Here is a 25840-nt window from a genome sequence, read left to right on the forward strand (position 1 = left end):
TGCGAACACGTCTCGTACTGAAGGAAATCCGATGTCCAGTCTCTCGCAGGTCATGACCGACGCCATTAACGAGCAGATCAACAACGAACTGTTCGCTTCTTACAGCTACATGGCGATGAGTGCGTATTGCGAGCATCAGCAGTTCACCGGCTGTGCCCATTGGATGCGGATGCAGAGCCAGGAGGAGTATGCCCACGCGATGCGGCTGTACGACTTCCTCATCGCTCGCGGCGCCAGGGTCCACCTGGCCTCGATCTCCGAGCCTCAGGCCGATTTCGAGTCGGTGCCAGCGGTGTTCAAGATTGCCTACGCCCAGGAGCAGGGCGTTACCGGGCAGATCGAGCGGCTGTACGAGCTGGCGTTCCAGGAGAAGGCTTTTGCCGCGCTGGTGGAACTCGAGTGGTTCATCAAGGAGCAGGTCGAAGAAGAAAAGACCGCCCGCGACATCGTGCACAAGTTCAGCCTGGTCGATGGCGATCCAGCGTCGCTGTTGGACCTCGATCGCGAACTCGGTTCGCGCTCCGGAGGAGACGACCCAACTGCCGGAGAGTAGCCGGACGACCTCATTGTCCGCGAAGCGCAGATCCAACGAGTGAATGGCCTTGCGCGCTACTAGAGCGCTTTCAGAATTAGCAAGCCAAGGCGGTGCGCTAAGGCTGAAAGCGGTCTAGGGACCGCTCGCCGCTTCCCAGAGCTTGAAGGGGCTCAAGCTGCCTTCGGCGTACTGCGACCAAGCCAGCAGTAGGAACATGCAAGCGAGCATCAGGCAGAGCAGCGAGATGCCCAGCAGAGCGGTGTAGATGTTGCTCTTGGGCTTCTGCACCACCATCGAACGTGGTTGATCGGTAGTCTCTGGCTGCGACACGTCGCACCTCTTCAAAGCGATGAGTGATTTACTTGGCCGACGTGACCACGCCAAACCAACCGGACGTGGCGCCGTAGTCGCTGGCGTAGCGGTTGATTTCGATCACCAGCAGGATGCAGGCGATGGCCAGGCACATGGCGGCCACGCCCATCAGGCCTGTGTAGATGTTGCTTTTGGGTTTCTGACCCGACGCCATGGGGCGGGGGCTAGTTAAGTCGGGTTGCGACACGATCGCCTCTCTGGATTTGACCCTTCTTCAGTTTCGGCAGCACCCGAGCGTAGGCCTTGTCGCCATCGGTGCTGAGCACCACCGCGCGGCCCAGCCACTTCGACTGGCCGGGATCGGATGCGGTGCGATAGATCTCTACGGTGTGTTCGGGCTTGATTCCATCGTCGGAGCCAATGGTAATCTCGATGGTCTCGTCGCCGCCGCGACGGGAGACCGTGCTGATGTAGCCTTGGACGGTCGGGATGGTGTCGCCAACCAGCATGTGCGGATCGAGGCCTTCGCGACGCATGATGATGGTCATCTCGGCCACTCGTTCGGTCAGTTGCTCAATATTCTCTTCGGCCACGACGAGCTTCACTTCTTTGTCGTGCAACTCCGAAGTCGCCCGAACGGTTTGTTCAAAGGCCTTGTCCGAGGCTTCCTGGGCGGCGATGATTTCCCGCTGCAGCACGTTGTTTTCGTCGGCCAGCCGTTCGGCATTGGCCTGCGTGGAGGAGACGGCCGCTTTGGCGTCGCGATTCTCTTGCGTCAAATCGCTGACTTGCTTTTGCAGCAGCTCATAGTCGCCTACCAGCCGCTCCCGCTCGGATTGCAGAGCGCCGATTTCCTTGTTTGCAGCCAGGATCTGACGGTTCAGTTCGGCCTCGGTCAGGTCCGTCGAACTTACCAGTCGCTTGTACTCCGTGTCTCGCTGAGTGTACAGTTCCTGCGACTTCTTGTAGGCATCGCGCCAGTTGACCTGCGACGAATAGACTGCCATGGCCAGGACCATGAACAGACCACCCATCAGGAAAATGATGACGACGAATATTTTTCCAATGAGATTCATATCGGCTAATTACCTCCGGCTTGCTCGATAAGTTGAGCGTTGCGTTCCAACTCGGTTTCGAGCATCATTTTTGCTTCGTGCAGCTTGCTGGTGGCCTCAACGGTTGCATCGAATGCTGCGTCGGTGGCCTGCATGGTGCTAGTGATGTCCTGCTGCAGTTCTGCATTGGTTTCTGCAAGCTGCTTGTTCTTGGCTTGGGTGCCCGCTAAGGCGGTGGTCAGGTCGCGACCCTGCTGGCGGAGGTTTTCGATCTCTGCCTGCTTGGCCGCGTTACGGTTGGCCAGGGCCACACGATCGCGCTCCAGCTTCACCGCCTGTTGCTCAGCGGTCTCGATCTCCAGCGCCAGGTTGCGTTCCACACGCTTGTAGTCGGTTTGCAAAGTATCCAGGTCCGCGCGCAGCTCGGTGATCTCGGTGCTCTGCTCCTGCATGGTCGCCGACCAGTTCTTGTGCGTGGCGAATATGGCTGTCGCCACACCCAAGAACGAAATGCTCATGAGCGCGACGAGGACGACCATTATCTTCCCGAGGAGATTCATCAATTCGGCGAGCTTTCCCACCACGGCCGAAGTCGGACGGGTGGAGGGCAAAAATAAGAAAACACGAACGTGGGCCGTTGCTGGCCCTGCGGTCCGCAAGGGGTGTTCCGCGGTGGGGCAATCTAGGCCTGGACAAGGGGCAGCGGCAGTCAACCAAGGGTCGTCAGCCGGACACCAAATTATTCATCCAAGGCTCTTCGCAGTATAGTCAGGGCCGGAAAGCGCTGTCAATTTAGGAGGTTTGAGCAATTTCCGCCGTAGCGGCTCTAACCCACCGATTGTGCCGAACATGCCGCCTGGGGTGGGCCAACTGGGGCCGATTTGACGCCTGGGGCTCGGTCGGCCCTACCAGCGGTCGGTCGGGCGACCCAATACCTCGCTGAGAATTACCGCCTGCTGGACTCCTTGGGGCGTCGAAAGCATGTCCAGCAGGCCTTCCGTCAGTGGGTTTCCTTCTGCCGCGATATCCCGCTGGGCCAGATCAGCGGCCTCCCGGGCCTGCCGCATGGCCGACAAGGATCCTAAACGGTGGTCGAATTTCTGGTGCAGCCGGGCTTCCAGCCGCTCGTCGGAGTGAGCTACCACCTCGCCCAGATGCGACGCACGCTCCTCGAACTCGCCCCGCTTCAGGTGCTCTGCGAGGTGGTCGCTGACGGATTCTAGTTCTGGATTCATTAGTTCGGCACGCCGCTCTGGCTTGGGCGTTTGCCGAGGTTTGCGCCGCGATTGGCGGGGCCGTTCGTCCACATCGAAGCCCGAATCGTCCAGTATTTCGATTTGCGACTCCTGCGGTCGCTGCCGTGGCTGTCGACGGGCCGGTTTGGGATCTTCTTCCTGGCCCACGCGGCGAAGAAACTCTTCGACCTCGGTGCGGATGTTCTCCTGCGGTGCCTGACGCCGGGGACCCGCTTCGGCCGCCTCGAGCACTACCTCGTCGCCGCCGCCCTGTTGGGGGCGGGGCCGGGGTCGCGGGCGCTGCTGGTCGGCGCGGCGCTGGACCTCTTTCGACTCGCGAAACATCTTCGCCACGCCGGAGGCCAGGATCACCAGAAAGATGATCGCCTGGATCACGGCGCCAAGATCGAGTGCCAGGATGAGCGGGATATGGAGAACCATGATGTCCGTTAGTTATTGGCGAGCGGCCGGTTAACCCGCGGTTCGTTTCACGCCTGCGCCGGCGATGGCTTCACGCATGTCGGTATCGGCTTGGACGTTCTGCAATTTGTAGTAATCGAGAATGCCGAGTCGGCCGGACTGGAATGCCTCGGCCATCGACTTGGGCACTTCGGCCTGAGCTTCGACCAGCGTGGCGCGGTTCTGCTCGATAGTAGCTATGTTTTCTTGCTCGGTGGCGACCGCTTTCGCACGGCGACCTTCCGCCCGGGCCTGGGCCACGCGGGTGTCGGCCTCGGCCTTATCGGCTTGCAAGCGGGCACCGATGTTGTCGCCGACGTCGATATCCGCGATGTCGATCGATACGATCTCGAAGGCCGTCTGCGAGTCGAGCCGTCGAGACAGTACCGCCTTGGAGATGCGATCGGGATTCTCCAGCACGTCGGCGTGCGTGTCGGCTGAGCCGATTGCGCTGACAATGCCTTCGCCCACGCGGGCCACGATCGTTTCCTCGGTGGCTCCACCGATCAACTGGTCCAGGTTTGCTCGCACGGTGACGCGAGCCTTTACTTTGAGTTGAATGCCGTCTTTAGCGACCGCATCGAGCGACGGCTTCTTACTGCTCTTGCTGGGGCAGTCGATCACCCGCGGGTAGACGCTGGTCTGCACCGCTTCGAGAATGTTACGGCCGGCCAAGTCGATGGCCGTGGCCTTCTTGAAGTCGAGGTTGATGATCTTGGCTTTACGCGCGGCGATCATCGAGCGGATCACCAGCGGCACATTCCCGCCCGCCATGTAGTGAGCTTCGAGACCTTTGGTCGTCAGGCCTTCGTCGTCGGTCAGGCCGGCTTGCACGGCCATGATTTTGCTCCGCACGATCACGGAGGGGTTCACTTTACGGAAGGTCATGCGAATCAGGTCGAACAGGTCGATGCCCGCCTTGGTCATGTACGACTGGATCCACAGCCGGAAGTAGCGCGCGAAGATGGTCAAGAATACCAACGCCGCGATGATGATCACTACGACGATGATAATGAGGAAGGTGCTGCTAAGGGCGAGTGGTGGGTAGATCGGGAACATCGAAAACCTAAACAGGCTCACTGGGGACGGGAAAACCGAACATCTGCCTTCAGTTGTACGCCGCCAAGGCGTCCCGTTCAAGCATTCAAACCGTTAAAGGCGTTACCGGTGCGAACTGCCGGGAAACCACGCTCACGGGCATTCCAAGATTCCCGCCATTTGAGCGAATAGGCGCGATTGGCCGGGTTCTTGCCGAACTGCGCTGCCGTACTCGGAAGCAACCCGCCAACGCCGGCCGGACATGGGCGGGGCGAAGACCGCATTTTCCAGCGGTTTCGTGATGTTTGCACGATCGGCACAACTGTCGCGTAGACCGCGTGGCAACTTCCACATCTACGTTTTCCCTTACCGCTCCCTGGATTTACGCGTTCTATACTCTTCATGGGGAGGTTCCGCGCGAACTTCTGAAAGCGGTGCCTCCACGAAAGCATCGCGGTACCAACCAAAGCAGCTACCTATCAACTCGCGCCGGCTCATTGGTTGTGTGCGTTTCGCTGAAGCAGACGATCTGGATGAGTAAACGAATTCTCTTTGTCGACGACGAAGTCTCTGTGCTCAAGGCGTACAAACGCGTGTTGCAGCACCGCGGCTGCCAGTGGGACCTGGTGTTTTGCGAGCGGGCCACGGAAGTCTGGGAGCGAGTCCAAACCGAATCGATTGACGTCGTTGTCTCGGACGTCGACATGCCGGGCATGACCGGGCTCGACTTGCTGGAGAAAATGCAGGGCGAGCCTGTTACGCGCGACATTCCGTTCATCATTGTCACCGGGCGTGGAGAAACGGGGCTCAAGTCACGCGCCCTGGACATGGGTGCGGTCGACCTACTGCTTAAACCCGTCGACAGCAACGAGTTGATGGCCCGGGTCTACAGTGCCTTGCGGCTCAAGCAGTATTCCGATGAACTGAAGGCCCAGAAGGAATCGCTCGATCAACAAGTACGCCGGCGGACACAGGAACTGGCCAACTCGCGCCTCGAGATCGTCTGGCGGCTCGCCAAGGCGGCCGAGTGCCGCGACGACGATACAGGGACCCATGTTCTCCGCGTTGGCACTTACAGTCGCCTGGTGGCCGAAGCAATGGGCCTCGGCAGCCAGCATTGCGAGACACTGTTGTTGGCCGCCACCCTGCACGACATCGGCAAGATCGGAATTCCCGACGCCGTGCTCCGAAAGCCGGGCAAGCTCAGCGATCACGAGTGGCACACCATGCAGCAGCACTGCGAAATCGGGTGGTGCATTCTGGCCGAATCCGGACCCGCGCCCATGTGTCTGACGACCGGCATCTACGATTGGAGTCCCGCCGACCAAGTACGAAACCCGCTGCTTCGCATGGGCGCCGACATTGCCTTGTCGCATCATGAACGATGGGACGGCATGGGCTACCCACACGGCCTATCGCAAGATCAGATCCCAGTGCCCGCGCGCATCGTGGCCATCACCGACGTGTACGACGCACTGCGTAGCGAACGTCCCTACAAGGCGGCGTACACGGTTGATCACAGTTTGCAGATCATCAAGCGATCGGGCGGGACGCACTTCGACCCTGACGTACTCTTGGCGTTCCTCTCCGCGTTCGACGACATCCAGGAAGCGGAGTTCGAGTACAGTCAGTATCTGTCACAAGTACCCGCAGGTGCGACCGGTTCTGCCGAACTCGACCCCGTGCAATTGCACACAGCTAACTTGTTGTGAGCTGTCGACCAGTCTCGGATGTGGGCTGGATCCGACTGTGCGATTGGCAGCGACTCGCTGGGCTTGCAGCAGTGGACCATCGCCACGCAACGCCGACCAGTCCCAAGCATGCCAGCGCGAACGCGCTGGGTTCAGGAACGATCGCGATCTCGACGGTGGTGTGCAGATCATCGCCTTGACCTAGAACGGCGACTCCTTCGGTGTTGCTCAGGAACTCGCCGGTTGGGAGAGCAAGATAGGCTACCGGAGCCGAACCGCCAGCAGGAACGATTTCCTGGTATCCGGCGACTAACCAGGCTGCCGCTAACACACCTTCAACTTCGGTAGAAGCCCCGACAAGTTGGTGACCGTTGGAGATGAAGAACGAATCAGGAATCAGAAAATCCGCAAGCTGTGGTATCTCTGGAACAAGCCGGAACAGTTCGTCTATAGGAGGTCCGTGCTCAGACAGGTCAACAAGTGATCCTGTGAATCTCAGGTCCAATGCGAGGACGGGGTCTGCACTCTTGTTTGTGAGTTCGAAGATGTAAGTATCTACACCCGTGTCGCCTAAGAAACCTCCAACATCCACGTCTTGCTGGTCCAGAAGGAACTTACCGGTAACAGTTCCCGATGCTTGGCTGGGCACAGTGATGGCGAACAACACCAAGGCAAGTGGAGCGTGAGTCCTAAGAAGTGCTTCTAGCCGCATTAGCGTCTCCCTTGTTGTGCAGTGCTCGTGTTTTGACGGTAGTCCTCAGAGCGGACTATCCTAGCACAAGGTCGGGCGCTGGTCGACAATCTGTGTTGAGGGAGAGTTAAGCGGACCAGTCAGGAGAACGACTGTCGCAGGTCGATTAGCAGCCGACTCGCGTCCGCGTAACGACGTGCAGGATCGTCGGCCACGCAGCGACGAATCACTCCCTGTAGCGATGCGTCGCCCTTGAGCATGCATTGCAGTAGCTTTCCCAGCGAGTACACGTCGGCGGTGGGCGTAGGGGCCGTGCCGGGGCGGAGGAGTTCCGGGGCGAGGAAGCCAAGCGTGCCGCCCAGCGATGCTGGCGTCTTCGCTGCTGCGTGCAGCAGGTAGGCGAAACCAAAGTCGGTTACCAGGGCGCGGCCGTTGGAGGTCACCAGTACGTTGGCGGGCTTCAAGTCGCAATGCACGATGCCGTGGCGATGAGCGTGGGCGGTTGCTTCGACAATCTGCCGAAACAAATCTAGGGCGATTCGTTGCGACAACGGGCCGCTCGCCAACCGCGACTGCAAGTCGCCGCCTGCCACGTGCTCGAGCACCATGAAGTGGCCGCCGCTGGGAAACCTGCCGAGGCCGCGGACGCCGACGATATTTGGATGAGTCAACTGCTCGAGGATCTGCGCCTCCTGCACGAACCGCTCGACCGCGCGGTGGTCGGTCTGTCGCGACTTGTGCAACGCTTTGAGCGCGACGGTCTCGCCAGTTTGCTTCACCCGAGCGCGAAACACCTTGCCCATGCCACCGGCGCCGACGAGTTTCTCCAACACGTAGTCGCCGTACGCCAAGGGCGTTGGCGAGAGGTCGCGGGGATCGGTGGGCGTCGATGCGATGCCGCTCATTTGCAGAACTTCGCGCAAATGCAAGAGGATGCGGCGGACGGTTCGCTCCGACTTTCCCAGCGCTGCGGCGATGCGGCCGTTGGACCATCCATCGAGCGCGTGCTCGAGCACTGCCCGTTGCTCGGCGTTGAATTTCTCAACGGCCAATTGTAGATGTTCTTGCGCCTGCACTTCTTCCGACGCGGTGCGCGTGTGCGGAGAGCACACCAGCAGAGAGGAAGACGCCTGCTGCTCGCGGTACACATCGCGTCGCGCGGCACGATGCCGCTCCAGTTGCTTGCGGGTCTTGTTGGTGGCCATGCTGGCCAGCAGCCGCCAGAGGTCGCCCGGCGTTCCGAGTTGGTACTCACCCGCCTGGGCGCGGAGGAAAAAGCTGCGGAAGGTCGATTGGGTCACGTCGTCGGCGTCGATTCGCCGCCGCAGCTTGGGCCCGAGCCGATTGCGAACCAGCGCCTGCAAACGCCGGCCGTAGCGATGGTAGATCGCCGCAGCGGCCTGTTCGGGATCCGCCGACCAGGGGATTAGTTCGCTGGATGCTGGCATCGAGGTGGCCTACCGAGGTGCGGAGCAAGTGACTGTGCTGCGGCAGTTTATGGGAATCTTTGGAATTCGGCCAGTTTGTTTGGCCACTACGCGCGGGGAATCGGATGTACCGATAGCGGTAGGACTCACTCACGCGGCGGTGGGTTCGTTTAATCACGATCCGAATAGGAAACGAAGCATGGCTTACGTCGTAACCCAACCCTGCGATGGCTGCAAATACACCGATTGCGTGACGGCCTGCCCCTGCGAGTGCTTTCGCGAAGGCGATCGAATGTTGTACATCGATCCGGTCGAGTGCATCGACTGCGACGCGTGCGTGCACGAATGCCCGGTGGAAGCGATCTTTCCCGAGTGGAGTGTCCCAGCGGAGTGGGAGAGCTACATCGCCCTGAACGCGGAGATGGCGGCGAAGCTGCCTGCGATCACGGAGAAGAAGCCGCCCTTAACAGGCGAGTGATTGTAGCTCGGATCTCCGAGTCAAACGCCGAGCAGTTTGGCGTGGCGCTACGGCCGAGGCGGCCATAGTACGCGGCTACTTTCCCGCCGCGGCCGCTTCACCTCGCGCCCAGCGGGCGAGCCGGAGTGCCTGGCAGCGGATTGCGGTGAGCGGGGTGTAGGTCAACTCGTGGCTCGGTAGTTCGCTCGTGCAAAGTCGGCGTTTGAACGACTGGCCGCCGGCGCCCAGGTCGAGTAGGGTGTCGCCGCGCTCGCAGCTATCGGCCAGCATCGAGGCCACCAGCAGCATGCCGGCGCCGAGCCGTGACGCGTGGGGATCGTATCCCATGCGGAGACCGGTGAGCCGCCCGTCGGTGACGTAGTTGTAGTTGAACGCCAACGGTCGGCCGCCGACGTACAGCAGGTTCAGGTCGACCATGCCCAACCGCGTGGCGGTCGCGTGCGTTTCGCGGTAGAAATCACGATACCGCGAGTGGCATAGCGTGTTGCCCTCGATGGAGTCCGACTGCCAACTCTGCTCGGCCACTTGCTGGCACGCATCGTACAGATCCCACCGCGGGTCGGCGTCGTCCAACTCAGCACCCTGTGGGCGGTGGCGGACATACTCGATCGCGCCGGACTGCTCGACTTCGCGCAAGTTGCGTCGCAACATGTGACGGGTCTTCGCGCTGCGCGTCGCGAGGTACCGCTCCCAGCCGCCGGCGAGGTCCACCATCGACGCGGCGCCGGTTTGCGTCGCCACTGGCGGCATGCCACCGATAGTCATGCCCTGCCGCGTCGAATCGCTATCGTCTGCCGCGCCGACCAGCTGCAAGCGGTCCCAATCGCGCGGCGTTGCGTGCAGGTGCCGGATGGCGGCTACAAGTGTTTCTTGCGGGCGGTCGCCCAGTGGGGCGTAGAAGTGGTCCCACGCGTCGAGCGGATAGCCGAGCGTTCGCACCTTGCCGAGTCGATGCCGCTCGGTCCGGACGCACATCGGCACGACGCCAATCGCCTCGCCACACTGCTGGACGATCAGTACCCGCAGCTTCTGGTCTGCCCCGAAGTGCCGCCAGTAGACCTGCAACCAGTCGAGCGTCTGAAAGAACGTGGCGCACCGCGTGCGGGCGAACAGTACTTCCCAGGTCGCGCGGTGGGCCTCCAGGTCGCGTGGGTCGTTGATTTCGATAACTTCGGCCATGGGGCGCTCGCGCGGAGAGTTGCTTGCTACAGCAATTCCCGCACTCCGCGTGCCACCTAGGCCGCGGAGACGTGCTCCTCCGCCATCGCTCCCGGTTTCGAGGGCTAAATCGGTTGCTTTTGGGCTGCAAGCGGTCGCCGGCTTTGATGCACGGAATCAACGTGTTGCGAAAAGGCAACAGATCAGAAACTGCGTTCTGCTCGCACGAAGGCTCCGTGCAGTAGCAGGCTGCCGTTGCTATCGATCACACGGACGTCGTTGATGCCGCGGGTGTCGAAGTAGATCTGATCGGTCGGCAGGGCGAGGCCGGTAGCACCGACCACGCGATAGTCGGCACCCAGCCGCCAGCGGCTACCCACGCGGCAGGCGACGCCGGCGCCGAATTCGCCGAGGAAGGCCAGGTCGTTGGTGCTGGTGTTCACCACCATCGCTTGGCCGGCGTTGGGGCCGTTGTTGATCACCGCGGCGCCAGCTGAGCCACCTTCGAAGTAGTTCATCGTGATGTGGTTGTTATACAGGCCGGCTTTGCCGATCAACCGCACGGTCCATCGCTGGCCGATGCAGCGTTCGGTGATTCCGCCAAGTTGGAAGCCGATCAGCTGGTTGTCGGTGCGAATGTCGATGCGGTACTCGTCGGCGTCGCCGTCGATGATCGTTTCGCTGGGATCGGAGACGAAGCCGAGTGTCTCCTTGAACTTGAAGTACCGGAAACCGGCCACGCTTTGGAAACGCCAGGGGCTGCCACAACCGTCGTTGCGGAAGACGATCAGGCGATTGGCTTCCACGTTGTACACATCCCAACTACGAGTGAGTCGGTGGATCACCGCGGCGTTCACGCTCGCGTCGGCGGTGCCGCCGTTGTAGTCGAGCTGGTCGTAGTTGCGGATGCCGTCGAGAAAACCAGGCGCGAGGTCGGCACCGAGCATCTGGGTCGACTCGTCGCCCGGTAGCAACTGCCAGTAGGTCAGTTCGAAGCCCGTGTTGGTGCAGCAGTCGTACCAACCCACCGAGGCCTCGACGCCAGGGGAGAAGCTCATGTCGCAATCGGCCGCGTCGACGTACTGGTCGTCTTCGTTAGCGCTGTCGTAGGAGAACGTGTAGGAGTCCTGTGGCTCGCGGGTGATAAACAGTGCTCCCAGCGAAGCGAACCAACAGCGCGTGCAAGGCGTGGGGCAGGGGGCGCAAGCGGGCGGTGGGCAGCAAGGTTCGCAGCCGCCATAGGCGACGCCGGTGTTGCAGGTGTCGCAGCCGCTGTACGAGCCGTAGCCCTGATGGTTGGCCACGTTGTAGGCGGGCATGTTGTAGGCTGTCGCACTGTAATTAGGCAGCGTGTAACCTTGCGGCGGGGTTTGATAGGCGGAAGCCACGCGGTAGCCCTGCTGCGGTGCCGACGGTGCGATGTAGCTCTGCCACTCGCCCGCGCTGGGAGCCGCGTGGTAGTTACCGGCGGGAGCTTGCGTGTAGTTAACCTGTGCGTTGGCTTCGATGACAGCGATCAACCAGGCGATGGCGACGGCGGCGCAGATGGTGCGTGACATTTCGGACTTCCCTATCCAATTACGTGAAAGGGAGAGCCTGCAAATTGCATCGAACGCGTGCGAGCGGCAGACTCCCATACTCGTTTGCAATTATCGTAGTTTGACGCGACGATCGAGAAGGGAAACCACCCATGTTGTGGCGAACCGGCCAAAGCGTCGGATCAAACACGATAAAGCCCAACGGGTTTACCCAGGCGGTAAGGTCGGTAGTGAACGGTAAAGTCGAGCGGGAGGGTCGAATGACGAAGTACCCAAATACCCAAGTACCCAAGGACAGGATTTATATCCGAGAGCCTAATAAGCGACGCTTGCGCGTTCATTCGTCATTGGGTATTTCGTCATTCGTCATTCACAACAGGATGTCCGTCACCAGTTCCCCGTGCACGTCGGTCAGTCGCATGTCGCGGCCGCCGAAGCGGTAGGTGAGCTTGGTGTGGTCGATGCCCAGTAGATGTAGCATCGTGGCGTGCAGGTCGTGGATGTGGACCTTGTTCTCCACCGCGCGGTAGCCGAACTCGTCGGTCTGGCCGTAGGCCATGCCGCCGCGGACGCCGCCGCCAACCATGAAGATGGTGAAGCCGAACGGGTTGTGGTCGCGGCCATTGGTACGTTGAGCGAACGGCGTGCGGCCAAATTCGCCGGCCCACACCACCAGGGTTTCGTCCAACATTCCCCGCGCGTCGAGATCCTGAATCAAAGCGGCGATCGGTTGGTCGACGGTGCGGGCGTTTTCCGAGTGGTTGTTTACGAGGTTCGAGTGGGCGTCCCAGCGGTCGTAGCCACTGAGGTTGGGGCAGGTCAGTTCGATGAACCGCACGCCGCGCTCCACCATCCGCCGCGCGAGCAAGCATTCGCGGCCGAAGATCTGAGTGCCCTCGAACTTGCTATCCAGTCCATACAGCCGGCGAATGTACTCCGGTTCGTCGTCGAGTCCCGCGACCTCCGGCACCGCTTGCTGCATGCGGTAGGCGAGTTCGTAGTTGGCGATTGCGCTCTCGATGGCGTCGTCGTGCGCGTACTGCTCGGCAACACCTGCGTCGAGCGAGGCGAGCAGTTGCTGTACGTCGCGGCTGCGCTCGTTGGTCATCCCATCGGGGCAGCGAAGGTTGGCGACCGGCAACGCCTGCGGTTTGAACATCGTGGCCTGGTGCAGCGCTGGTAGGAATCCGGCGGCAAAGTTCTCGGGTCCACCGCTCGGCACCAGTCCGCCGTTGATGACGACGAACGTCGGCAGGTCCTGCGTTTCGCTGCCCAGACCATAGCTGAGCCACGCCCCCATGCTGGGCCGCCCCGCCTGACCGAACCCGGTGTGCAGGAAATAGTTGGCCGTGTTGTGCTCGGAGAAGTCGCTCACCATGCTCCGCACCACGCACAGTTTGTCCGCTTGCTTCGCGATGTGAGGGAACAACTCGCTGACCCACAAGCCCGACTCGCCATGCCGGGCGAACTTCCATGGCGACGCCAGGGTGTTGCCGATATCGGCGAATTGAGTGGGCTCGATCTTCTCGCTGTAGGGTTTGCCGTCGTAGCGTTGGAGGGCCGGCTTGTAGTCGAAGCTGTCGACCTGCGAGACGCCGCCGTCCATGTACAGAAAAATGATGCTCTTCGCGCGACCGCGATAGCCGGGCGGAGCTGGTGTGGCTCCGCCGGCCAGTCCTGCCAGGGCCACGCTGCCAAAACCGCAGGCGCAGCGGGCCAGCATTTCGCGGCGAGTGAGCGGTTGGGCGGCAAATTGGTGGCAGTGCATGGACGTCTCTCGGAAGTTACCTCAAAAACACAAACTCTTTGCTGTTCACCAGCGCCAAGCAGACATCACGCCACGCCGTTTCGCGAGAAAGTTGTTTGGCTTGCTGCGACTGGATGTACTTGGTGACTTGCTCCAGTTCGTGCGCGCTGGGCCCTCGGGCGTAAGCGGTCAAGTAGGCTTGTTGGGCAGCCTGTGCGTCGTCGTCGAACTGTGAAGTAAGCGACGCCGACCATGCATCCATCAAGTGGTGCACCAAGGGATCGTTCAGCAGCATTAGCGGCTGGGCGGCCGAGTTGCTCACGTGGCGATAGCCCACCGCTGTGAATGGCAGCGGCTTGTCGAACGCTGCGAGGAAGTGGTTGAACGCGTTGCGACGCACTTCCACATAAATGCTCCGCCGGCAGTCGCCGTCCATTGGTCCGCTGCCATCGGGGCTGCGATTGTGACGCATGAAGTCGGTGATGTGAATCTTAACGCTCTTCCCGTACGGCTTCGAGTCGAGCTGGCCGGAGATGGCCAGCAGCGAATCGCGAACCGCTTCGGCCGGAACGCGGCGCACCCGGGTGGCGTGCAGCAGCTTGTTGGCCGGGTCGACCTTTTCGATCTGTCCGCTGGCGATCGCCGGCGACGGGCGGCTCTGTTGGCGGTAGGTGCTCGAAAGCACCAGTCGGCGGATCAGGGCCTTCGTGTTCCAGCCGCTGTCGACAAACTCGCTGGCCAAGTAGTCAAGCAACTCCGGGTGCGTTGGCGGTTGGCCCAGCACGCCGAGGTTGTCGACGGTCGGAACGATGCCGCCACCCATCACGTGCGCCCACACACGATTCACGTAGGTGCGTGCGACCAACGGATTGTCGCCGCTGGCGATGCGTTGCGCGAGTTCCAAACGCCCGCTGCCGTGCTCGATGGGAAACTCGCCTCCCAGCGCGGTCAACAACCTGCGCGGCGTAGCTTCTTCAGCCAGGCGCTTGGGACTGCCGCGCAGATGGACGAACTCGTTTTCGCTGCTGCCGTCGAGCAGCGCCAGCGAATACTGCGGCCTGGGAAGCTGGCGTTCGAGCTGACGTCGCTGCTTGTGAAACTCGGCAAGCGATGTTTGGTAAGCGACCGCTTCGTCGCTGTTGGCTCCGGGCAGGTGCTGGTCGTGTGCGATGAGCCAATTCACCAGCCGCGCGTCTTCTACGGTGGCCTCGCCCGCTGTGGTGCGTTCTAGTGCTGTGGACAAGGCGGCAACGGTGGCCGCTTCGATGCTTGCCAGGTCGAATTGTCCGCTGTCGCGCAGCGCGGACGCAATGGCGCTGACCACTTGCGGTTGCTGTTCGGGACGCTCGTCGCAGTGCCGCACTTCGGCCAGCTCGAACGGTCCGCGGGGCACGAAGTCGACATGCACGCGGTGCCCCAAGTAGCCCTTGGTCTCGTGCGAGTACCACGCCCAGTCGTCGCCCGAATCGAGCGACTGTTCGCATTCGCGATGCAGCGGGCCGTAGACCGTGCGGTGCGAGTCGACTGCCAGGAAGACGTCAACCTTGCCACGGTAGCGATACCACACGCGGTTAGCGGCCACTTCGAACGTTCGTGTGCGGTACAGTCCGGTGAGTCGCGGGCTGGCCGCGAGGTTCGTGGCCGCGGTGTGTTGCAGGACGCGCAGCGGGCGGTGTGGATCGCCGGTCGCCAGCACCGACATGGCGTTCGCTGGCGCCTCGCCCATCGCGTAGCCGCTCGTCCGCCAGTCGTCGTAGGGTAGCGGCCCGTTGGCCTGGGAAAAGTCGATAACCGTTGCATCGGAGCGTTGCTCAGGGGCCGGGCCGTTCGGGCTGTTGTGCAATGCCTGCTGCACCGCTTGCGGCACATCGCGTCCCTGCACGCCCGCGTACAGAGCAACGGCCAGCAGATGCAGTGGGTCGTCCACGTCGGCGAGCAACCGGCACAACTCTTCCGATCCGCGCTCGGAGAGCAGGTGCTCACTGGCAACGGCCGGAAGTCCTTCGATTCGCCCCTGGGCTTGCTTGGCGTACGCGGCAAACAGCGAGGGGGCGTTGCGCTGGTTGAGCTGGGCCAACTCGCTGGCCAACCGCGATTGTAGTTCGGGATCGGACACGTTGGTTACCTGGTAGCTGCTGCTTTGCAGGAAGCCACACAGCGCGTAGTAGTCTGCGCTCGAGATGGCGTCGAACTTGTGATCGTGACAGCGAGCGCAGGCGACGGTCATGCCCAGGAACGCTTTGCCGAACACGTCGATCTGGTTGTCGATGCGATCGGCTTCCTCGGCGCGAATGTCGACCGGCGAGTGCGTCGCCTCGCCCAGGTGCCACCACGCGGTGGCTTGGATTGACTGATTGGTGCGCGTTTCGGGATCGATTCTCGGCACCGGCATCAGATCGCCGGCGATATGCTCGACGATCATTTGGTTGTAGGGCACGTTCGAGTTGAACGCGCGGATCGCGTAGTCGCGATACCGAAAGGCGTGGGGGATGTCGTAGTCGCCTTCGTGCCCGCGCGTTTCGGCGTAGCGCATCAGGTCGAGCCAATGCTGCGCCCAGCACTCGCCAAACGCGACGCTGGCGAGCAAGCGATCGACCACGCGCTCGTAGGCGTCGACCGACTCGTCGGCCTGGAACTGCTCGATCTCGTCCACCGTGGGAGGCAATCCGGTCAAGTCGTAGGTCACGCGCCGCAGCCACGTGGAGCGCTCAGTCGTTTCAGCCGGCGCCAGGCCTTCGGCCTCCAACCGCGCCAGGATGAATCGATCAATCTCGTCGCGCGACCACTCGGCATTTCGTACTTCCGGCACCGCGGGGCGAGCCACCGGTTGCCAGGCCCAATGCGCGGCGCGGCGGGCCTCGATGTCGAACGATACACTGTCGGTCGTGGCCGCAGGTTCCGTATCGGGAGCAATCGCGCCGCCGGCGATCCATTCTTTGAGTAGCTGGATCTCTCGATCGGGCAGCTTGCTGCGGGGCGGCATCTGCAGGTCGGGGTCGTCGTACGAGATGGCGCGCAGCAGCAAACTCTCGTCGGACTTGTCGGCCTCGATGGCCGGCCCGCTGTCGCCGCCGGTTTGCCAGCCGCCACGATAGTCGAGCCGCAGGTTCGCCGCGCCTTCGGCATTCTCGGCGTCGTGGCATTCGTAGCAGCGATTGACCAGGATGGGTCGAATCTTGGCTTCGTAGAAGTCGAGTGCAGATTGATCGTTGGCCGAAGTGCTCTCGGCGATCAGCAAGCAGCAAGCAACTGCAGTCAACAATTGACGCACGGCGGGGCCCATGGCAGGTGGGTGGCGTGACGGGGGGTAGGTGCGACGATTTTAACCGCCTCGGCCGCAGATTGCCAACTTTATTGGCCGGACTAATTCCGTTTATTTGCCATCCATGTGCGTTTCAACAGCACGCCCGGCATCGCGTATCCATTCGCTCCATGAGCCAGCGTACAGCTTGGTGCCGCTCAAACCCGCGTGTTCGCACGCCAACAAGTTAACGCACGCGGTCACTCCGGAGCCGCACATGTGGACCATGTTTCCCGCCTCGCTTGCCACAGAAATAAATCGTTCGCGCAATTCGTCCTTCGGCAAATAGCAGCCTGCGTCGTTCAAGTTTTGCTTGAATGGCAGATTTACCGCGCCCGGCACGTGGCCAGCGACTGGGTCGATGGGCTCCACATCGCCGCGGTAGCGTTCTGGATCACGAGCATCGACGAGCACCACATCGCCCGTGCCGAGTGCCGCGGCCAGTTTGTCGGAAGTGATCCACAGCGAGTCGTCCGGCGTGGCGGTGAACTCGGTTGGTTCTGGCGTGGGGACCTCTTGCGTGACTGCGCCGCCGGAGGCTTGCCATGCGGCGAAACCGCCGTCGAGCACCGCAACGTCGCGCAGTCGCAACCAGCGGGCGAGCCACCACAACCGCGAGGCGAACGCCCCGCCCGAGTTGTCGTAGGCCACGACTTGCTTCGAGCCGTCGATGCCCCAGGCGGAGAACTTCGCGGCCAGCGCGCTTGGGTCGGGCAGGGGGTGCCGGCCGGACGTCGCAATGATTGGTGAACTGAGGTCGCGATCCAAGTGAGCGTACACGGCCCCCGGAATGTGCCCGGCGGCGTATTGCTGCTCGCCTGCGTCGGGGTCGGCCAACTCGAATCGGCAATCGACCACGACCACGTCGCGTGGTTGCTCGAGTAACTGCGTGAGTTGATCGACCGAGAGGAGTGTTTGATATGCCATGGCGTGCGCTGAAAATCGATGGGCTGTGAGTTGCAAACAAGGCAGCGATTTTAGCACGCACACTGCGCGGATCACAGCACCACGATGCACTGGCCATCGAAACAAAAAGAGCGTCGTGCCGACCGTGGCACGACGCTCTGCGTTGCGTTTCAAGACGGTTACACGACTAACGTCGGCGACTTGCCACCGCCAGCAACCCTGCGCCTGCGATCACGAGCAGCACGCTACTGGGTTCGGGCACGGCGAACTCGCCGACCGCCTCAATGGCGTTGATGTCCAGGATGGCCCGCTGGTTGTCGACTCCGATGTCGAACGCCGACAGTGCGTACATCTTGTCCCAAAGGTGTCCACCATGCTTCAGGAAGGTTGTCGGCGCGCTGGCGTTCAGCACAAACAACTCGCTTCCGGTGGCGTAAAAGCCACTGGGATACCCAGGATGCGGAATCTGCCGAATGCTGAAGATAATCTCGTCGCCCGGCCCGGCGGGACCGTCGTCCCAACGATCCCGGTCGCCGAATCGGTCCTGCACCATCAGCGCGTCGAGATTGATCTGATCGGGATCCACGTCGGTTCCCAGCAGCGACATCACCGCCCCAGCGATCACACCGTGAGGAAGATAGGTGCTTCCCGACGCATTCCAAATCGAGGTGCCGCTGAAGATGTCAGGATCGAGCGAGTACTTGTCGGCGTCCCACAGCGGTGGTTCCGGGCCCCAAACTTCCACGGCATCGATGTCGTCGGGGCGGGGCATCGCGTTGATTTCCTCTTGCTCGGCCCACAGACCCACCGTGCTTGGCAATGCTCCGTAGAACGTGCCCAGCTCGTACGAAAGTTCTCCGGCGCCGCCCACCATCCCGACAGGCGTGGTAATCAGTCCGTCGGAGGGCAACGTGGAAACCACCGCGCCGCCTGCGGCGGTGATGGTGTGGTAGGTGTCGTCGAAGGAGAACACCAGATGGGCCCGCTCTTCTTTCAACTCCCGGTAGGCGAAGTCGCCCGAGTTCGCCAGGGCGTCAATATCTTGATCGGCCGTCCAATTGAGGCGCGTGCCGGTGTAGTCCACCACGTCCACCACGCCGCCCGAGCCGTCCCAGGCAATCACTTGCTGCGGATCGGCCACCAGCGGTGGTGGGGCGCCCATGCTGGTGGTGTCGAAGTCGTGTGAGTATTCTTTGCCGCCAACGGCCTTGGGGTCGATGATGTCGGGACCAAATCCGGGAAATGGCCCTCCCGCGGTTCCGTAGGGAATTGTGGCCAGAGCCGAGTTGCCTGCCAGCAATACGGAGAGGCACCCGGCGAGTGTCCAGCAGGTAGCTTTAGCGCAGTTCATCATTAGGCTCCTTATCAGATTCAATGGGCAGATCTTGCGCGAACCCGGTTTCCCCGAAGACACCGCTGGCCTTAGATGGCGAGCGCAAAGTCCGCGCAGCTAACAGAAAAGAATGCTGTGAGGTTCACTAGCAACCCGCACGTCAAGAGAAGAGGTGTCCCCGCAAGGACGCGATGCTCCCCTAGCATCTAGATGACGAACACTAACCGTCACTTTCGGTAAACTGAACGATCCGTCAACCCTTTCGTTGGCCATTTGCGGTAAGAGGCCAGTATTCGCCTCGGCGGTCCCCTGATGGCGGGGTGTCGATCTGCGGAGTTCCGCAAATCGTGGCTGTCTCATTTTGACCCAACAGCTCCACTTCGAGACACCAGTTATGCAACAAAGTGCAATTTTGGCAGATGGATAAATTGTAGGATTTTCAAAAAATGCGCGAACCAAGGGACCCTGGTAGTGCGTAACCGAGGAACTGCTATGGGGTTAAATGCTGCACGGCAGCAATCCGTACCAGGAACCGTGTGCCGGTGGCACACCGGTTGCACTAAAAACTTCCTTGCGATTGGCCATGAGGGGGTGGAACCCAATCTCGGGCCTATTGCCTATCCTGCTGTCCATGGATGCGCGTAGAATGCGAGGACGGCGGGTACCCATTTTAGACGGGAGGGGAATCCACGGATTCGGTTCCCTTGAGCGTCGAACTCTCCATTAGAGGAGTTCGGATTACTATGAAAACGACACGCAAGGAAGAAACACGACGTAAGAACACCCGCGCGGCGAGTGCCGACGCACGGGAAGACGAACAATTGCTGCTCGAGTACCGCGAATCTGGCGACGAGCTGTTGCTCAGCGAGCTGGTGCAGCGCTACGAGCGGGAATTATATAGCTACCTGCGAAGGTTCCTGGGCGATGCCGCCCTGGCCGAGGACGCGTTTCAGAACACGTTCATGCAGGTGCATAGCAAGTGCCACACGTTCGACGGCTCCCGTCGATTCCGTCCGTGGTTGTACACCATCGCCACGAACCAGGCGATTGATCTGCAACGGCGGAACAAGCGGCATCAGATTGCCAGCCTCGACCGGCCGCAACGCTCGGCCCATTCCGAGGTCGGCACGCTGATGAACCTGCTGGAATCGGACGAAGCCAGCCCCTCCGAGCGGTTTGACCTCCGCGAGCGGATGGAGTGGGTGCGTAGTGCCGTGGCCGCGCTGCCCGAACAATTGGCTTCGGCCATTGGCCTGGTTTACTTCCGCGGGATGAAGTACCGAGAAGCGGCCGAAGAACTGGCTGTACCGGTTGGAACGGTTAAAAGCCGTCTGCACTCGGCCGTGCAACAGCTGGGCGACGCCTGGGAGCAATCCCATGGCTCCAAGGGCGACAATTGAGCTTGGCGAATAACCGCCAAAGAGCCCAAAAACGCCGAACGTTTCTGCCCTGTGGGCGTAGTAGAATAGAGAGCGAGACAACCTGCTTCCCACCTCCCACTGGTGACCGCAGGTTTACGTAACACTCGACTCCCCGCTAGTTGTATACTGGCGGGGAGTTTTTCCTACTCTACTGGCAATCTGCAGCTGGCGATTCTGACGTTTCGATGCGCGAAGACCTGATAGCTTACGCCCTGGGCGAACTGGACGACGACGACCGCTTGCGGATCGAATCGGCGCTCGCCGAGGACCCGGAGCTTCGCGACGAACTCGAACAGATTCGCGACTGCTTGGGCGATCCGGAGTGCGAGAGCCGCAGTTCCCTTCCGCCCATCCCTCGCGGACTCGCCGACCGCACGACCGCCACGGTATTGGCCGGTTGTGACGAGTCGGAAGATTCGACCCCCCGCGCTTCGCTGGGTCTTGCTGCCGCCAGCGGCTTCATGACTCCCATGGACATGACCGTCGCGCTCGGCATCCTGCTCGCGGTGGGCAGCTTGCTCGCGCCGGCGTTGTACAGCGTTCGTAACCAATCGCAGTCGCTCAGTTGCAAGAACAACTTGCGGCAACTTGGCCAACTTCTCACGCGATACTCGGAGGACAACAACGGCTACTTCCCGTTGGTGGGACCCGACGAACACGTAGGCATTTTTGCTTCCCGCCTGCGAGAAGCGGACTACATGCAGGGCGAGGCGTTCGATCAGTTGTTCATCTGCCCCGACTCGTCGTTTGCCGAGCAGATCGAGTACGGCGACCGCGAGTTCCATGTGCCCACCATGGCCGAACTGGCCGTGGCCAAGGGACCGTGGCTGAAAGAACTCAAGCAGATGTCGGCCGGCGGCTATGCCTATCAGCCTGGATATGTCCAGGGGAATCGCTACCTGCCCGCGCGCAATCGTCGTAACTGCCTGGTGCCGGTGTTGGCCGACGAGCCGAGCCTGGTGGCGAACTATCAGACCGGCGCCAACCATGGTGGCGACCTGGTGAACACCTTGTTCCAGGACGGCAGCGTGCAAAGCCTCGACGTGCCGCTGGTGCCGCGGGTGAACGACCATCTGTTCGTCAACCACGATGGCGAGCCAACCCTCAGCGATACCTGGAACGACGCGGTGGTGCTGCGCAGCAGTGTCTCGCCCCGCACCCACTTCCCCACGCAGCAGATGCCCGAGCGATTGCGGCTGATGCTGAAGATCCAGATCCGCACGCCGGCTCAACCACTCCAGCCGGGGCAGTTCGAGGTGCAGAGCCTCCCGTCGCGGTGAGTTGCCGCCTCATGTGGCCAAGTGGCATCATCGGGCCACCTGGGATGCTGCCAAAACGCAACACCGCGCGGAACCTCCGCCGACTCTTCTGGCCAAAAGTGCCTACGTTTCGTGCACTTGGCGAATTCCGACTTAGCTCTGGCACGCAGGGTGCGTAACTCCAGGGGCAGGAACTTCTCTACTTCCCCACCCCTGTGGCGAGTCCTTGCGGCTCGCGCCCGATGCCATGCAATCGCAAGAACTTCTGGAAGTGGCCGGACTGTTGGCCGCCAACGCTCGCACTCTCGCTTGCGAGCAACCCAACCTGGCCGAGCAGTCGTTGGTCGATTACTGGGTAGCGTCGCGCTGCCGATTTGATAGCTGGGGGCAGGACCTCCGCATGTATGCGGTGGCAGCCAGCAAATCGGAGAACCGGCCGCTCACGCCGCGACTGTTTCGCCTGGCGGTGGAGATCGACGCCAGCGAGGTGCTCGCCCGCACGCTGGCCGCGTTGGGCTTCACGCACGACGCCCAACACGCTCGCCACGAAACGGGCCCCATCACCACCAACGTGCTGGCCGGGCATCGCGACGTGGCCAATCGGCTGAACGAGATTCTCTCGGGCCGCGACGAGTCGGCCTATCGCGAGGTGGTCCGCTTCCGCAATCTACGCACGCGACTGCATCGCCTGACCGACGAACTGGTCGCCTGCTTCTTGCCGTTCGCCCAGGTGGCCGCGTTCGCCCACAACCCGCGCGAGATCGAACACCTGGGCACGCTGGCAGCGAGCCGCGCGGCACGCGGCGAGGAGCCGGCCGACTGGCCCTCGCTCAGCAGCACCATCAGCGGCCTCCGCCACGAGTGCGGCGAAGCGGGGCCGAATGCCAACGAGAATCACCAGGTGGCCTCCGCGGCGATGGGCCTATTCGACCCCGAAATGTTCGACAGCTACGGCCTTCTGAGAACCACCTGGCTCCGCCGCCTCGAACGCACCGGAGACGACACGAGTGTGTTGATCGAAGAATGGCTATCGACCGATCTAGAACCGACGATGGGGCCGGTGAATCGGTTGATTCAGGATTAGTGGGGGAAACGAGCTACCCTTCGGAATCACGTTCGCGACGTAGCTCCTCCATTGCCGAGCTCAGAAACCCACTTGGATCTAAGGTCGAAAGTTGTCCTTCCAAGAAGCGTTCGAGAGCCTTATTCAAGCGTGACTGTGTCGGAATTGCATTCTCCAGCTGTTGAGACTCAGCTTCAACCTCCTTGCTAGGAACGGCAACGTCCATCGCCTCCAGAGCGGATGATAAGCGGTTAGTGAAGATTATACTCTTCTGACCGACGCGGTCTCTAAACTCTTGAAACAGCTGGTCGTTCAAATAGCTTTGATCGTCAATCGTGATTCCGTAGTCGCCGTCTCGTGACACGATGATAAATTTGCCTCGCAACTCGCGCGCACACGTAAGAAACCACTCCCAATTCAAGGCATCTCCATATGAAGTGTCGCTAGCTTTGCGGGGCGGATAGCCGAGTAGGAACCTTCTGTGGGCCTTTCTTTTCACTCTATGCCGTATGTCCATGTCTCGAGTAAGGACATGTTCGGATTCAGAATGAAATATTTCCTCCAACACTTGGTACACTACATCATTTGACTTCGGTTGGCGTAGCAGTGTTACAATCCGTTTCTTAAGTAGCTTTGTTTTCTTTTGAGCTTCTTTGCTAATACTCTTCAGTGATGTATTGGTGGCGGAGTCGGCAAAGATAGCCGGGGGTTGAGGTAACTCGGGGTTCTTGATCTTCTTGTACGACTCCAACAAGACGTTCTGCCGGTTCTTTAAGAATTCCATCTCCACCTGATACGTGCAGATTATGCGATCCTTGACGGGCTTCAACCGCTCAAGGAGCTTCAATGTTGCTCCGTTTCCGCTGCGGTAGAAGTCCAAGAAAATATTGGTGTCGACGAACGCGTAGGACGGCATGACTCCCCCACGATTCAGATGTTGCTGACTTTGAATCCACCATCTTTGCCCACCAGACGCATGTTATCGACTCCCCCCGTGTGGGTGTCTTCCCACTATGTATGGGCTGGGTTGAAAACAGGAGAGTTGGGGTATCGGGAAACAGCGCCTCAAGCTTGAGGAATTCTCAGTTTTAGCCTTTGCAGCGGAAGTTTGGCTTTGCATTCCTTTTCCCGCAAGAATTAGACGAATCCGTAGATTTCTTGCTTGCGGATAGGCGAATGAAGCGCAACATTACAACATAGTAGTGCAGCGTACCCTAACACGGATGTTTTCCAATGCGGCATATTCTACTTCTGGCAATTGCCCTGCTTCTCACTGGTTGTAGTACTTTCTCGCCATGTTCCCATAGCGGCTACGTCGCGGATACGACTTCTACGGCAAGTATCGTGTTCGTTAGCCAGCCTTGCGTACCGCACGTCTGCGAGTATTTGGTTGAGGACTTTGATGAGGTGGACGATGTGCTTCAATGTAAACTGGTGCCAGAAACAAAGACTTCCACTTATACGACGGTCCGCAACGCCGAACATTTTGGAGATGTTATCGCAGCTTCGGCGGTTCCTGGTATTCAGGGTGTTAACGCAGTAAAGTTACTAGAAGTCCTGACGACGGCTTTGGAGAAGTGTGGATATACTGTTGAGCGGTCCGGGATTTACAAAGATGAAGTTGCCGTGACTACCGCGGTGGAGCCGATTAGTGGCCAAGACTACGTTCACCGTGTGATCGCACGCATAAGCTCAGCTACTGCTCCAAACGTTGAAGATCGGATCTCTATCCAGGTTTACTCTCAACCCATGGACGGCAGTCGCGCCCCAAAGGTAGTCCCACGCGATCTTTTCAAAGAGTTGAAATCAAATCTAATCGGGCAGGAGACGGATGATGGCTGAGCAGGCGACTTCTGTTGGCACTGCAATACGAACGGTCGCCACACTGCTGCTTTGGACTACCATCATCTCATGTTTGTTCTTAGTATTTGGCCAGTTCTCGCGTAGCTTGACCGGTGCGTTGGGTGTCATTCCGACGAATGATCGATTGTTGGCGGCCCTAAACATCGGATTTGCTTGTTTGCCGGCGATAATACTGAGCGGCCCGATACTTGGATCCTCAACCCGTTACAAGTCTGCGAAGGCGAATAAGGCCTTCAGTTTTCAGCAGAAGAATGTGTTGGGAATTACAATTCTCTTTTGCGTTGTGATGCTTGCCTATGTAACGTGGGCCGTGGCATTCGCGAACTACAACCCGGCAACGCCGCCCACGAAGCCACCTGAGGTTCAACCTCTACTTCAAGTAGCTGATCCTGCGAACGAGGTACAGGAATTCCCGTCTCTTATCGAGAATATCCAGTTTTTGTCCACTTTCATATCATTCTATTTGGTGCTTCTAATCTGGATGGCGCGAGAATTGATAGGTGACAACGAATCTGCCTAACACTGACGGGTTGCACAGTCCTCCTGTGTGCCACTGGCTCCGCCAGTGTGAACTGTTCGGCCAACCCGCACTTGTATGAGGTTGCGGTAGGCAACGGTTTCGGGTCGTCCCGAAAACTGGCAGAGCCAGTGGAACGCGTAGCGGTCAGCTACGGCCGGGGCGGCCATAGTACGACATCTGGGATTCTTAGGCCGGCGTGATGGTTTTCTGACACCCGCGTGGGACAATGGGAGGGTGGTCTGTTGTTGGTCGCTTGAGGTGTGGGTCGTGGACCGGGTGGTGGGGCTGGTTGGTGGTGCGTAGGCACTCGTTCGGCGGAGCGAACGGCGACTATCGGAGGCTTGGGCCCGTTTTCTTGCCTCTAGTGGGGCGGAAATCAGCGGTTTTTTGCTGTTCAGCGAGAAATCCGAAGTTAGCGGCTATCTTATTTGTCGGGGCATGGTAAGCTTGTCGCGTGGCGCGACCGCTCTGTTATGGTAATTTTGGGTCGACGTCACATTTTTTCTTTTTGAGGTTTTGAGAGTAATGGCCGAAGGCACAATCAAGCGTTTGACAGACAAGGGTTTTGGATTCATCGACACCGGAACCGGACAGGACATGTTCTTCCACTCGTCGAATGTCGAAGGAACCAGCTTTGACCAGCTTCGCGAAGGCGAAAAAGTGACCTTTGTCGAAGGTCAGGGTCCCAAGGGACCGCGGGCCGAGCAGGTAACCCCTGTCTGATCGCCCCGTCGATCACATGAAACACGAAAAGCCGGCGAGCAATCGTCGGCTTTTCTTATGCGCCGCCGAGAACGCGGCTTCGCACTC

At 60.4% G+C, this 25840-nt stretch carries 24 protein-coding genes; 9 read left to right on the forward strand and 15 right to left on the reverse strand.

The window, feature by feature from the left end; translation table 11 throughout:
• Nucleotides 1-31: 31 nt before the first annotated feature.
• Nucleotides 32-553, forward strand: coding sequence for a ferritin (locus tag ACQK2L_RS08180; protein ID WP_425396452.1), 522 nt, complete (start codon nucleotides 32-34; stop codon nucleotides 551-553).
• 114 nt (nucleotides 554-667) lie between these two features.
• On the opposite strand, the gene ACQK2L_RS08185 is transcribed toward ACQK2L_RS08180, so the two are convergent.
• From ACQK2L_RS08185 to floA, 6 genes are all read right to left on the reverse strand, one after another.
• Nucleotides 668-865 carry a hypothetical protein gene (locus tag ACQK2L_RS08185; RefSeq protein WP_425396453.1) on the reverse strand — a complete coding sequence of 66 codons (198 nt, stop codon included), beginning with the start codon at nucleotides 863-865 and terminating at the stop codon, nucleotides 668-670.
• A 28-nt stretch (nucleotides 866-893) separates the two neighbouring features.
• Nucleotides 894-1061, reverse strand: coding sequence for a hypothetical protein (locus tag ACQK2L_RS08190; protein ID WP_425396454.1), 168 nt, complete (start codon nucleotides 1059-1061; stop codon nucleotides 894-896).
• Between the two features lie 10 nt (nucleotides 1062-1071).
• On the reverse strand, nucleotides 1072-1923 hold the full coding sequence (locus ACQK2L_RS08195) for a hypothetical protein (RefSeq protein WP_425396455.1): 852 nt from the start codon (nucleotides 1921-1923) through the stop codon (nucleotides 1072-1074).
• Between the two features lie 5 nt (nucleotides 1924-1928).
• Nucleotides 1929-2441 (reverse strand): hypothetical protein, encoded by a 513-nt coding sequence (locus ACQK2L_RS08200; protein WP_425396456.1) that lies wholly within the window; start codon nucleotides 2439-2441, stop codon nucleotides 1929-1931.
• A gap of 366 nt (nucleotides 2442-2807) precedes the next feature.
• Nucleotides 2808-3578 carry a hypothetical protein gene (locus ACQK2L_RS08205; protein ID WP_425396457.1) on the reverse strand — a complete coding sequence of 257 codons (771 nt, stop codon included), beginning with the start codon at nucleotides 3576-3578 and terminating at the stop codon, nucleotides 2808-2810.
• 30 nt (nucleotides 3579-3608) lie between these two features.
• Nucleotides 3609-4655: a flotillin-like protein FloA gene (gene floA / locus ACQK2L_RS08210; protein ID WP_425396458.1), complete on the reverse strand. Its 1047-nt coding sequence runs from the start codon at nucleotides 4653-4655 to the stop codon at nucleotides 3609-3611.
• Nucleotides 4656-5167: 512 nt separating this feature from the next.
• Between floA and ACQK2L_RS08215 the strand changes: the two genes are divergently transcribed.
• On the forward strand, nucleotides 5168-6346 hold the full coding sequence (locus ACQK2L_RS08215; RefSeq protein ID WP_425396459.1) for an HD-GYP domain-containing protein: 1179 nt from the start codon (nucleotides 5168-5170) through the stop codon (nucleotides 6344-6346).
• Here ACQK2L_RS08215 and ACQK2L_RS08220 read toward each other — a convergent pair.
• Together ACQK2L_RS08220 and ACQK2L_RS08225 are read right to left on the reverse strand one after the other, a co-directional pair.
• The gene (locus ACQK2L_RS08220; RefSeq protein ID WP_425396460.1) at nucleotides 6333-7037 is read right to left on the reverse strand and encodes a PEP-CTERM sorting domain-containing protein; all 705 of its coding nucleotides are present in this window, start codon (nucleotides 7035-7037) and stop codon (nucleotides 6333-6335) included. The two genes, ACQK2L_RS08215 and ACQK2L_RS08220, sit on opposite strands and share 14 nt — an antisense overlap.
• Nucleotides 7038-7156: 119 nt before the next feature.
• Nucleotides 7157-8464, reverse strand: coding sequence for a sigma-70 family RNA polymerase sigma factor (locus tag ACQK2L_RS08225; RefSeq protein ID WP_425396461.1), 1308 nt, complete (start codon nucleotides 8462-8464; stop codon nucleotides 7157-7159).
• Between the two features lie 178 nt (nucleotides 8465-8642).
• On the opposite strand from ACQK2L_RS08225, the gene ACQK2L_RS08230 reads away from it, so the two are divergent.
• A complete protein-coding gene (locus ACQK2L_RS08230; RefSeq protein WP_425396462.1) occupies nucleotides 8643-8921 on the forward strand; it encodes a DUF3470 domain-containing protein in 279 nt (92 codons plus the stop codon).
• A 75-nt stretch (nucleotides 8922-8996) separates the two neighbouring features.
• On the opposite strand, the gene ACQK2L_RS08235 is transcribed toward ACQK2L_RS08230, so the two are convergent.
• The 6 genes from ACQK2L_RS08235 to ACQK2L_RS08260 all read right to left on the reverse strand — a co-directional run bounded on the left by ACQK2L_RS08235 (nucleotide 8997) and on the right by ACQK2L_RS08260 (nucleotide 18925).
• Nucleotides 8997-10100 (reverse strand): GNAT family N-acetyltransferase, encoded by a 1104-nt coding sequence (locus ACQK2L_RS08235; protein WP_425396463.1) that lies wholly within the window; start codon nucleotides 10098-10100, stop codon nucleotides 8997-8999.
• Nucleotides 10101-10282: 182 nt separating this feature from the next.
• Nucleotides 10283-11638, reverse strand: coding sequence for a BBP7 family outer membrane beta-barrel protein (locus ACQK2L_RS08240; protein ID WP_425396464.1), 1356 nt, complete (start codon nucleotides 11636-11638; stop codon nucleotides 10283-10285).
• Between the two features lie 349 nt (nucleotides 11639-11987).
• Complete coding sequence (locus tag ACQK2L_RS08245) at nucleotides 11988-13385, reverse strand: DUF1501 domain-containing protein (protein ID WP_425396465.1); 1398 nt, start codon at nucleotides 13383-13385, stop codon at nucleotides 11988-11990.
• Between the two features lie 16 nt (nucleotides 13386-13401).
• Complete coding sequence (locus ACQK2L_RS08250; protein WP_425396466.1) at nucleotides 13402-16635, reverse strand: PSD1 and planctomycete cytochrome C domain-containing protein; 3234 nt, start codon at nucleotides 16633-16635, stop codon at nucleotides 13402-13404.
• Between the two features lie 102 nt (nucleotides 16636-16737).
• Nucleotides 16738-17592 carry a sulfurtransferase gene (locus ACQK2L_RS08255; RefSeq protein WP_425396467.1) on the reverse strand — a complete coding sequence of 285 codons (855 nt, stop codon included), beginning with the start codon at nucleotides 17590-17592 and terminating at the stop codon, nucleotides 16738-16740.
• A gap of 166 nt (nucleotides 17593-17758) precedes the next feature.
• Nucleotides 17759-18925 (reverse strand): PEP-CTERM sorting domain-containing protein, encoded by a 1167-nt coding sequence (locus ACQK2L_RS08260; RefSeq protein WP_425396468.1) that lies wholly within the window; start codon nucleotides 18923-18925, stop codon nucleotides 17759-17761.
• Nucleotides 18926-19647: 722 nt separating this feature from the next.
• Here ACQK2L_RS08260 and ACQK2L_RS08265 point away from each other — a divergent pair.
• The 3 genes from ACQK2L_RS08265 to ACQK2L_RS08275 all read left to right on the forward strand — a co-directional run bounded on the left by ACQK2L_RS08265 (nucleotide 19648) and on the right by ACQK2L_RS08275 (nucleotide 22668).
• Nucleotides 19648-20304 carry an RNA polymerase sigma factor gene (locus ACQK2L_RS08265; RefSeq protein WP_425396469.1) on the forward strand — a complete coding sequence of 219 codons (657 nt, stop codon included), beginning with the start codon at nucleotides 19648-19650 and terminating at the stop codon, nucleotides 20302-20304.
• A 206-nt stretch (nucleotides 20305-20510) separates the two neighbouring features.
• The gene (locus ACQK2L_RS08270) at nucleotides 20511-21605 is read left to right on the forward strand and encodes a hypothetical protein (RefSeq protein WP_425396470.1); all 1095 of its coding nucleotides are present in this window, start codon (nucleotides 20511-20513) and stop codon (nucleotides 21603-21605) included.
• A 226-nt stretch (nucleotides 21606-21831) separates the two neighbouring features.
• Entirely contained in the window at nucleotides 21832-22668 is an 837-nt protein-coding gene (locus tag ACQK2L_RS08275; RefSeq protein WP_425396471.1) for a hypothetical protein, read from the forward strand.
• 13 nt (nucleotides 22669-22681) lie between these two features.
• Here the strand turns inward: ACQK2L_RS08275 and ACQK2L_RS08280 are convergent, their stop codons facing one another.
• Complete coding sequence (locus tag ACQK2L_RS08280) at nucleotides 22682-23563, reverse strand: PIN domain-containing protein (RefSeq protein WP_425396472.1); 882 nt, start codon at nucleotides 23561-23563, stop codon at nucleotides 22682-22684.
• Between the two features lie 317 nt (nucleotides 23564-23880).
• Between ACQK2L_RS08280 and ACQK2L_RS08285 the strand changes: the two genes are divergently transcribed.
• From ACQK2L_RS08285 to ACQK2L_RS08295, 3 genes are all read left to right on the forward strand, one after another.
• Nucleotides 23881-24489: a hypothetical protein gene (locus ACQK2L_RS08285; RefSeq protein WP_425396473.1), complete on the forward strand. Its 609-nt coding sequence runs from the start codon at nucleotides 23881-23883 to the stop codon at nucleotides 24487-24489.
• Nucleotides 24479-25030 carry a hypothetical protein gene (locus ACQK2L_RS08290; RefSeq protein ID WP_425396474.1) on the forward strand — a complete coding sequence of 184 codons (552 nt, stop codon included), beginning with the start codon at nucleotides 24479-24481 and terminating at the stop codon, nucleotides 25028-25030. The genes ACQK2L_RS08285 and ACQK2L_RS08290 overlap by 11 nt, the downstream gene beginning before the upstream one ends.
• A gap of 525 nt (nucleotides 25031-25555) precedes the next feature.
• The gene (locus ACQK2L_RS08295) at nucleotides 25556-25753 is read left to right on the forward strand and encodes a cold-shock protein (protein WP_425396475.1); all 198 of its coding nucleotides are present in this window, start codon (nucleotides 25556-25558) and stop codon (nucleotides 25751-25753) included.
• Nucleotides 25754-25840: the final 87 nt, after the last annotated feature.

Origin of the sequence: Aeoliella sp., from assembly GCF_965227375.1 — a bacterium.
In the GTDB taxonomy this organism is placed as follows: Bacteria; Planctomycetota; Planctomycetia; order Pirellulales; family Lacipirellulaceae; genus Aeoliella.

Bases quoted from the DNA above. Each gene is read 5' to 3' on its own strand.
- ACQK2L_RS08260 (WP_425396468.1), bottom strand. From the start codon at position 18,925: ATGATGAACTGCGCTAAAGCTACCTGCTGGACACTCGCCGGGTGCCTC.
- ACQK2L_RS08275 (WP_425396471.1), top strand. From the start codon at position 21,832: ATGCAATCGCAAGAACTTCTGGAAGTGGCCGGACTGTTGGCCGCCAAC.
- ACQK2L_RS08285 (WP_425396473.1), top strand. From the start codon at position 23,881: ATGCGGCATATTCTACTTCTGGCAATTGCCCTGCTTCTCACTGGTTGT.
- ACQK2L_RS08290 (WP_425396474.1), top strand. From the start codon at position 24,479: ATGATGGCTGAGCAGGCGACTTCTGTTGGCACTGCAATACGAACGGTC.
- ACQK2L_RS08190 (WP_425396454.1), bottom strand. From the start codon at position 1,061: ATGGCGTCGGGTCAGAAACCCAAAAGCAACATCTACACAGGCCTGATG.
- ACQK2L_RS08265 (WP_425396469.1), top strand. From the start codon at position 19,648: ATGAAAACGACACGCAAGGAAGAAACACGACGTAAGAACACCCGCGCG.
- ACQK2L_RS08220 (WP_425396460.1), bottom strand. From the start codon at position 7,037: ATGCGGCTAGAAGCACTTCTTAGGACTCACGCTCCACTTGCCTTGGTG.
- ACQK2L_RS08205 (WP_425396457.1), bottom strand. From the start codon at position 3,578: ATGGTTCTCCATATCCCGCTCATCCTGGCACTCGATCTTGGCGCCGTG.
- ACQK2L_RS08235 (WP_425396463.1), bottom strand. From the start codon at position 10,100: ATGGCCGAAGTTATCGAAATCAACGACCCACGCGACCTGGAGGCCCAC.
- ACQK2L_RS08195 (WP_425396455.1), bottom strand. From the start codon at position 1,923: ATGAATCTCATTGGAAAAATATTCGTCGTCATCATTTTCCTGATGGGT.
- ACQK2L_RS08215 (WP_425396459.1), top strand. From the start codon at position 5,168: ATGAGTAAACGAATTCTCTTTGTCGACGACGAAGTCTCTGTGCTCAAG.
- ACQK2L_RS08270 (WP_425396470.1), top strand. From the start codon at position 20,511: ATGCGCGAAGACCTGATAGCTTACGCCCTGGGCGAACTGGACGACGAC.
- ACQK2L_RS08255 (WP_425396467.1), bottom strand. From the start codon at position 17,592: ATGGCATATCAAACACTCCTCTCGGTCGATCAACTCACGCAGTTACTC.
- ACQK2L_RS08245 (WP_425396465.1), bottom strand. From the start codon at position 13,385: ATGCACTGCCACCAATTTGCCGCCCAACCGCTCACTCGCCGCGAAATG.
- ACQK2L_RS08240 (WP_425396464.1), bottom strand. From the start codon at position 11,638: ATGTCACGCACCATCTGCGCCGCCGTCGCCATCGCCTGGTTGATCGCT.
- ACQK2L_RS08225 (WP_425396461.1), bottom strand. From the start codon at position 8,464: ATGCCAGCATCCAGCGAACTAATCCCCTGGTCGGCGGATCCCGAACAG.
- ACQK2L_RS08230 (WP_425396462.1), top strand. From the start codon at position 8,643: ATGGCTTACGTCGTAACCCAACCCTGCGATGGCTGCAAATACACCGAT.
- ACQK2L_RS08295 (WP_425396475.1), top strand. From the start codon at position 25,556: ATGGCCGAAGGCACAATCAAGCGTTTGACAGACAAGGGTTTTGGATTC.
- ACQK2L_RS08180 (WP_425396452.1), top strand. From the start codon at position 32: ATGTCCAGTCTCTCGCAGGTCATGACCGACGCCATTAACGAGCAGATC.
- ACQK2L_RS08200 (WP_425396456.1), bottom strand. From the start codon at position 2,441: ATGGTCGTCCTCGTCGCGCTCATGAGCATTTCGTTCTTGGGTGTGGCG.
- ACQK2L_RS08280 (WP_425396472.1), bottom strand. From the start codon at position 23,563: ATGCCGTCCTACGCGTTCGTCGACACCAATATTTTCTTGGACTTCTAC.
- floA (WP_425396458.1), bottom strand. From the start codon at position 4,655: ATGTTCCCGATCTACCCACCACTCGCCCTTAGCAGCACCTTCCTCATT.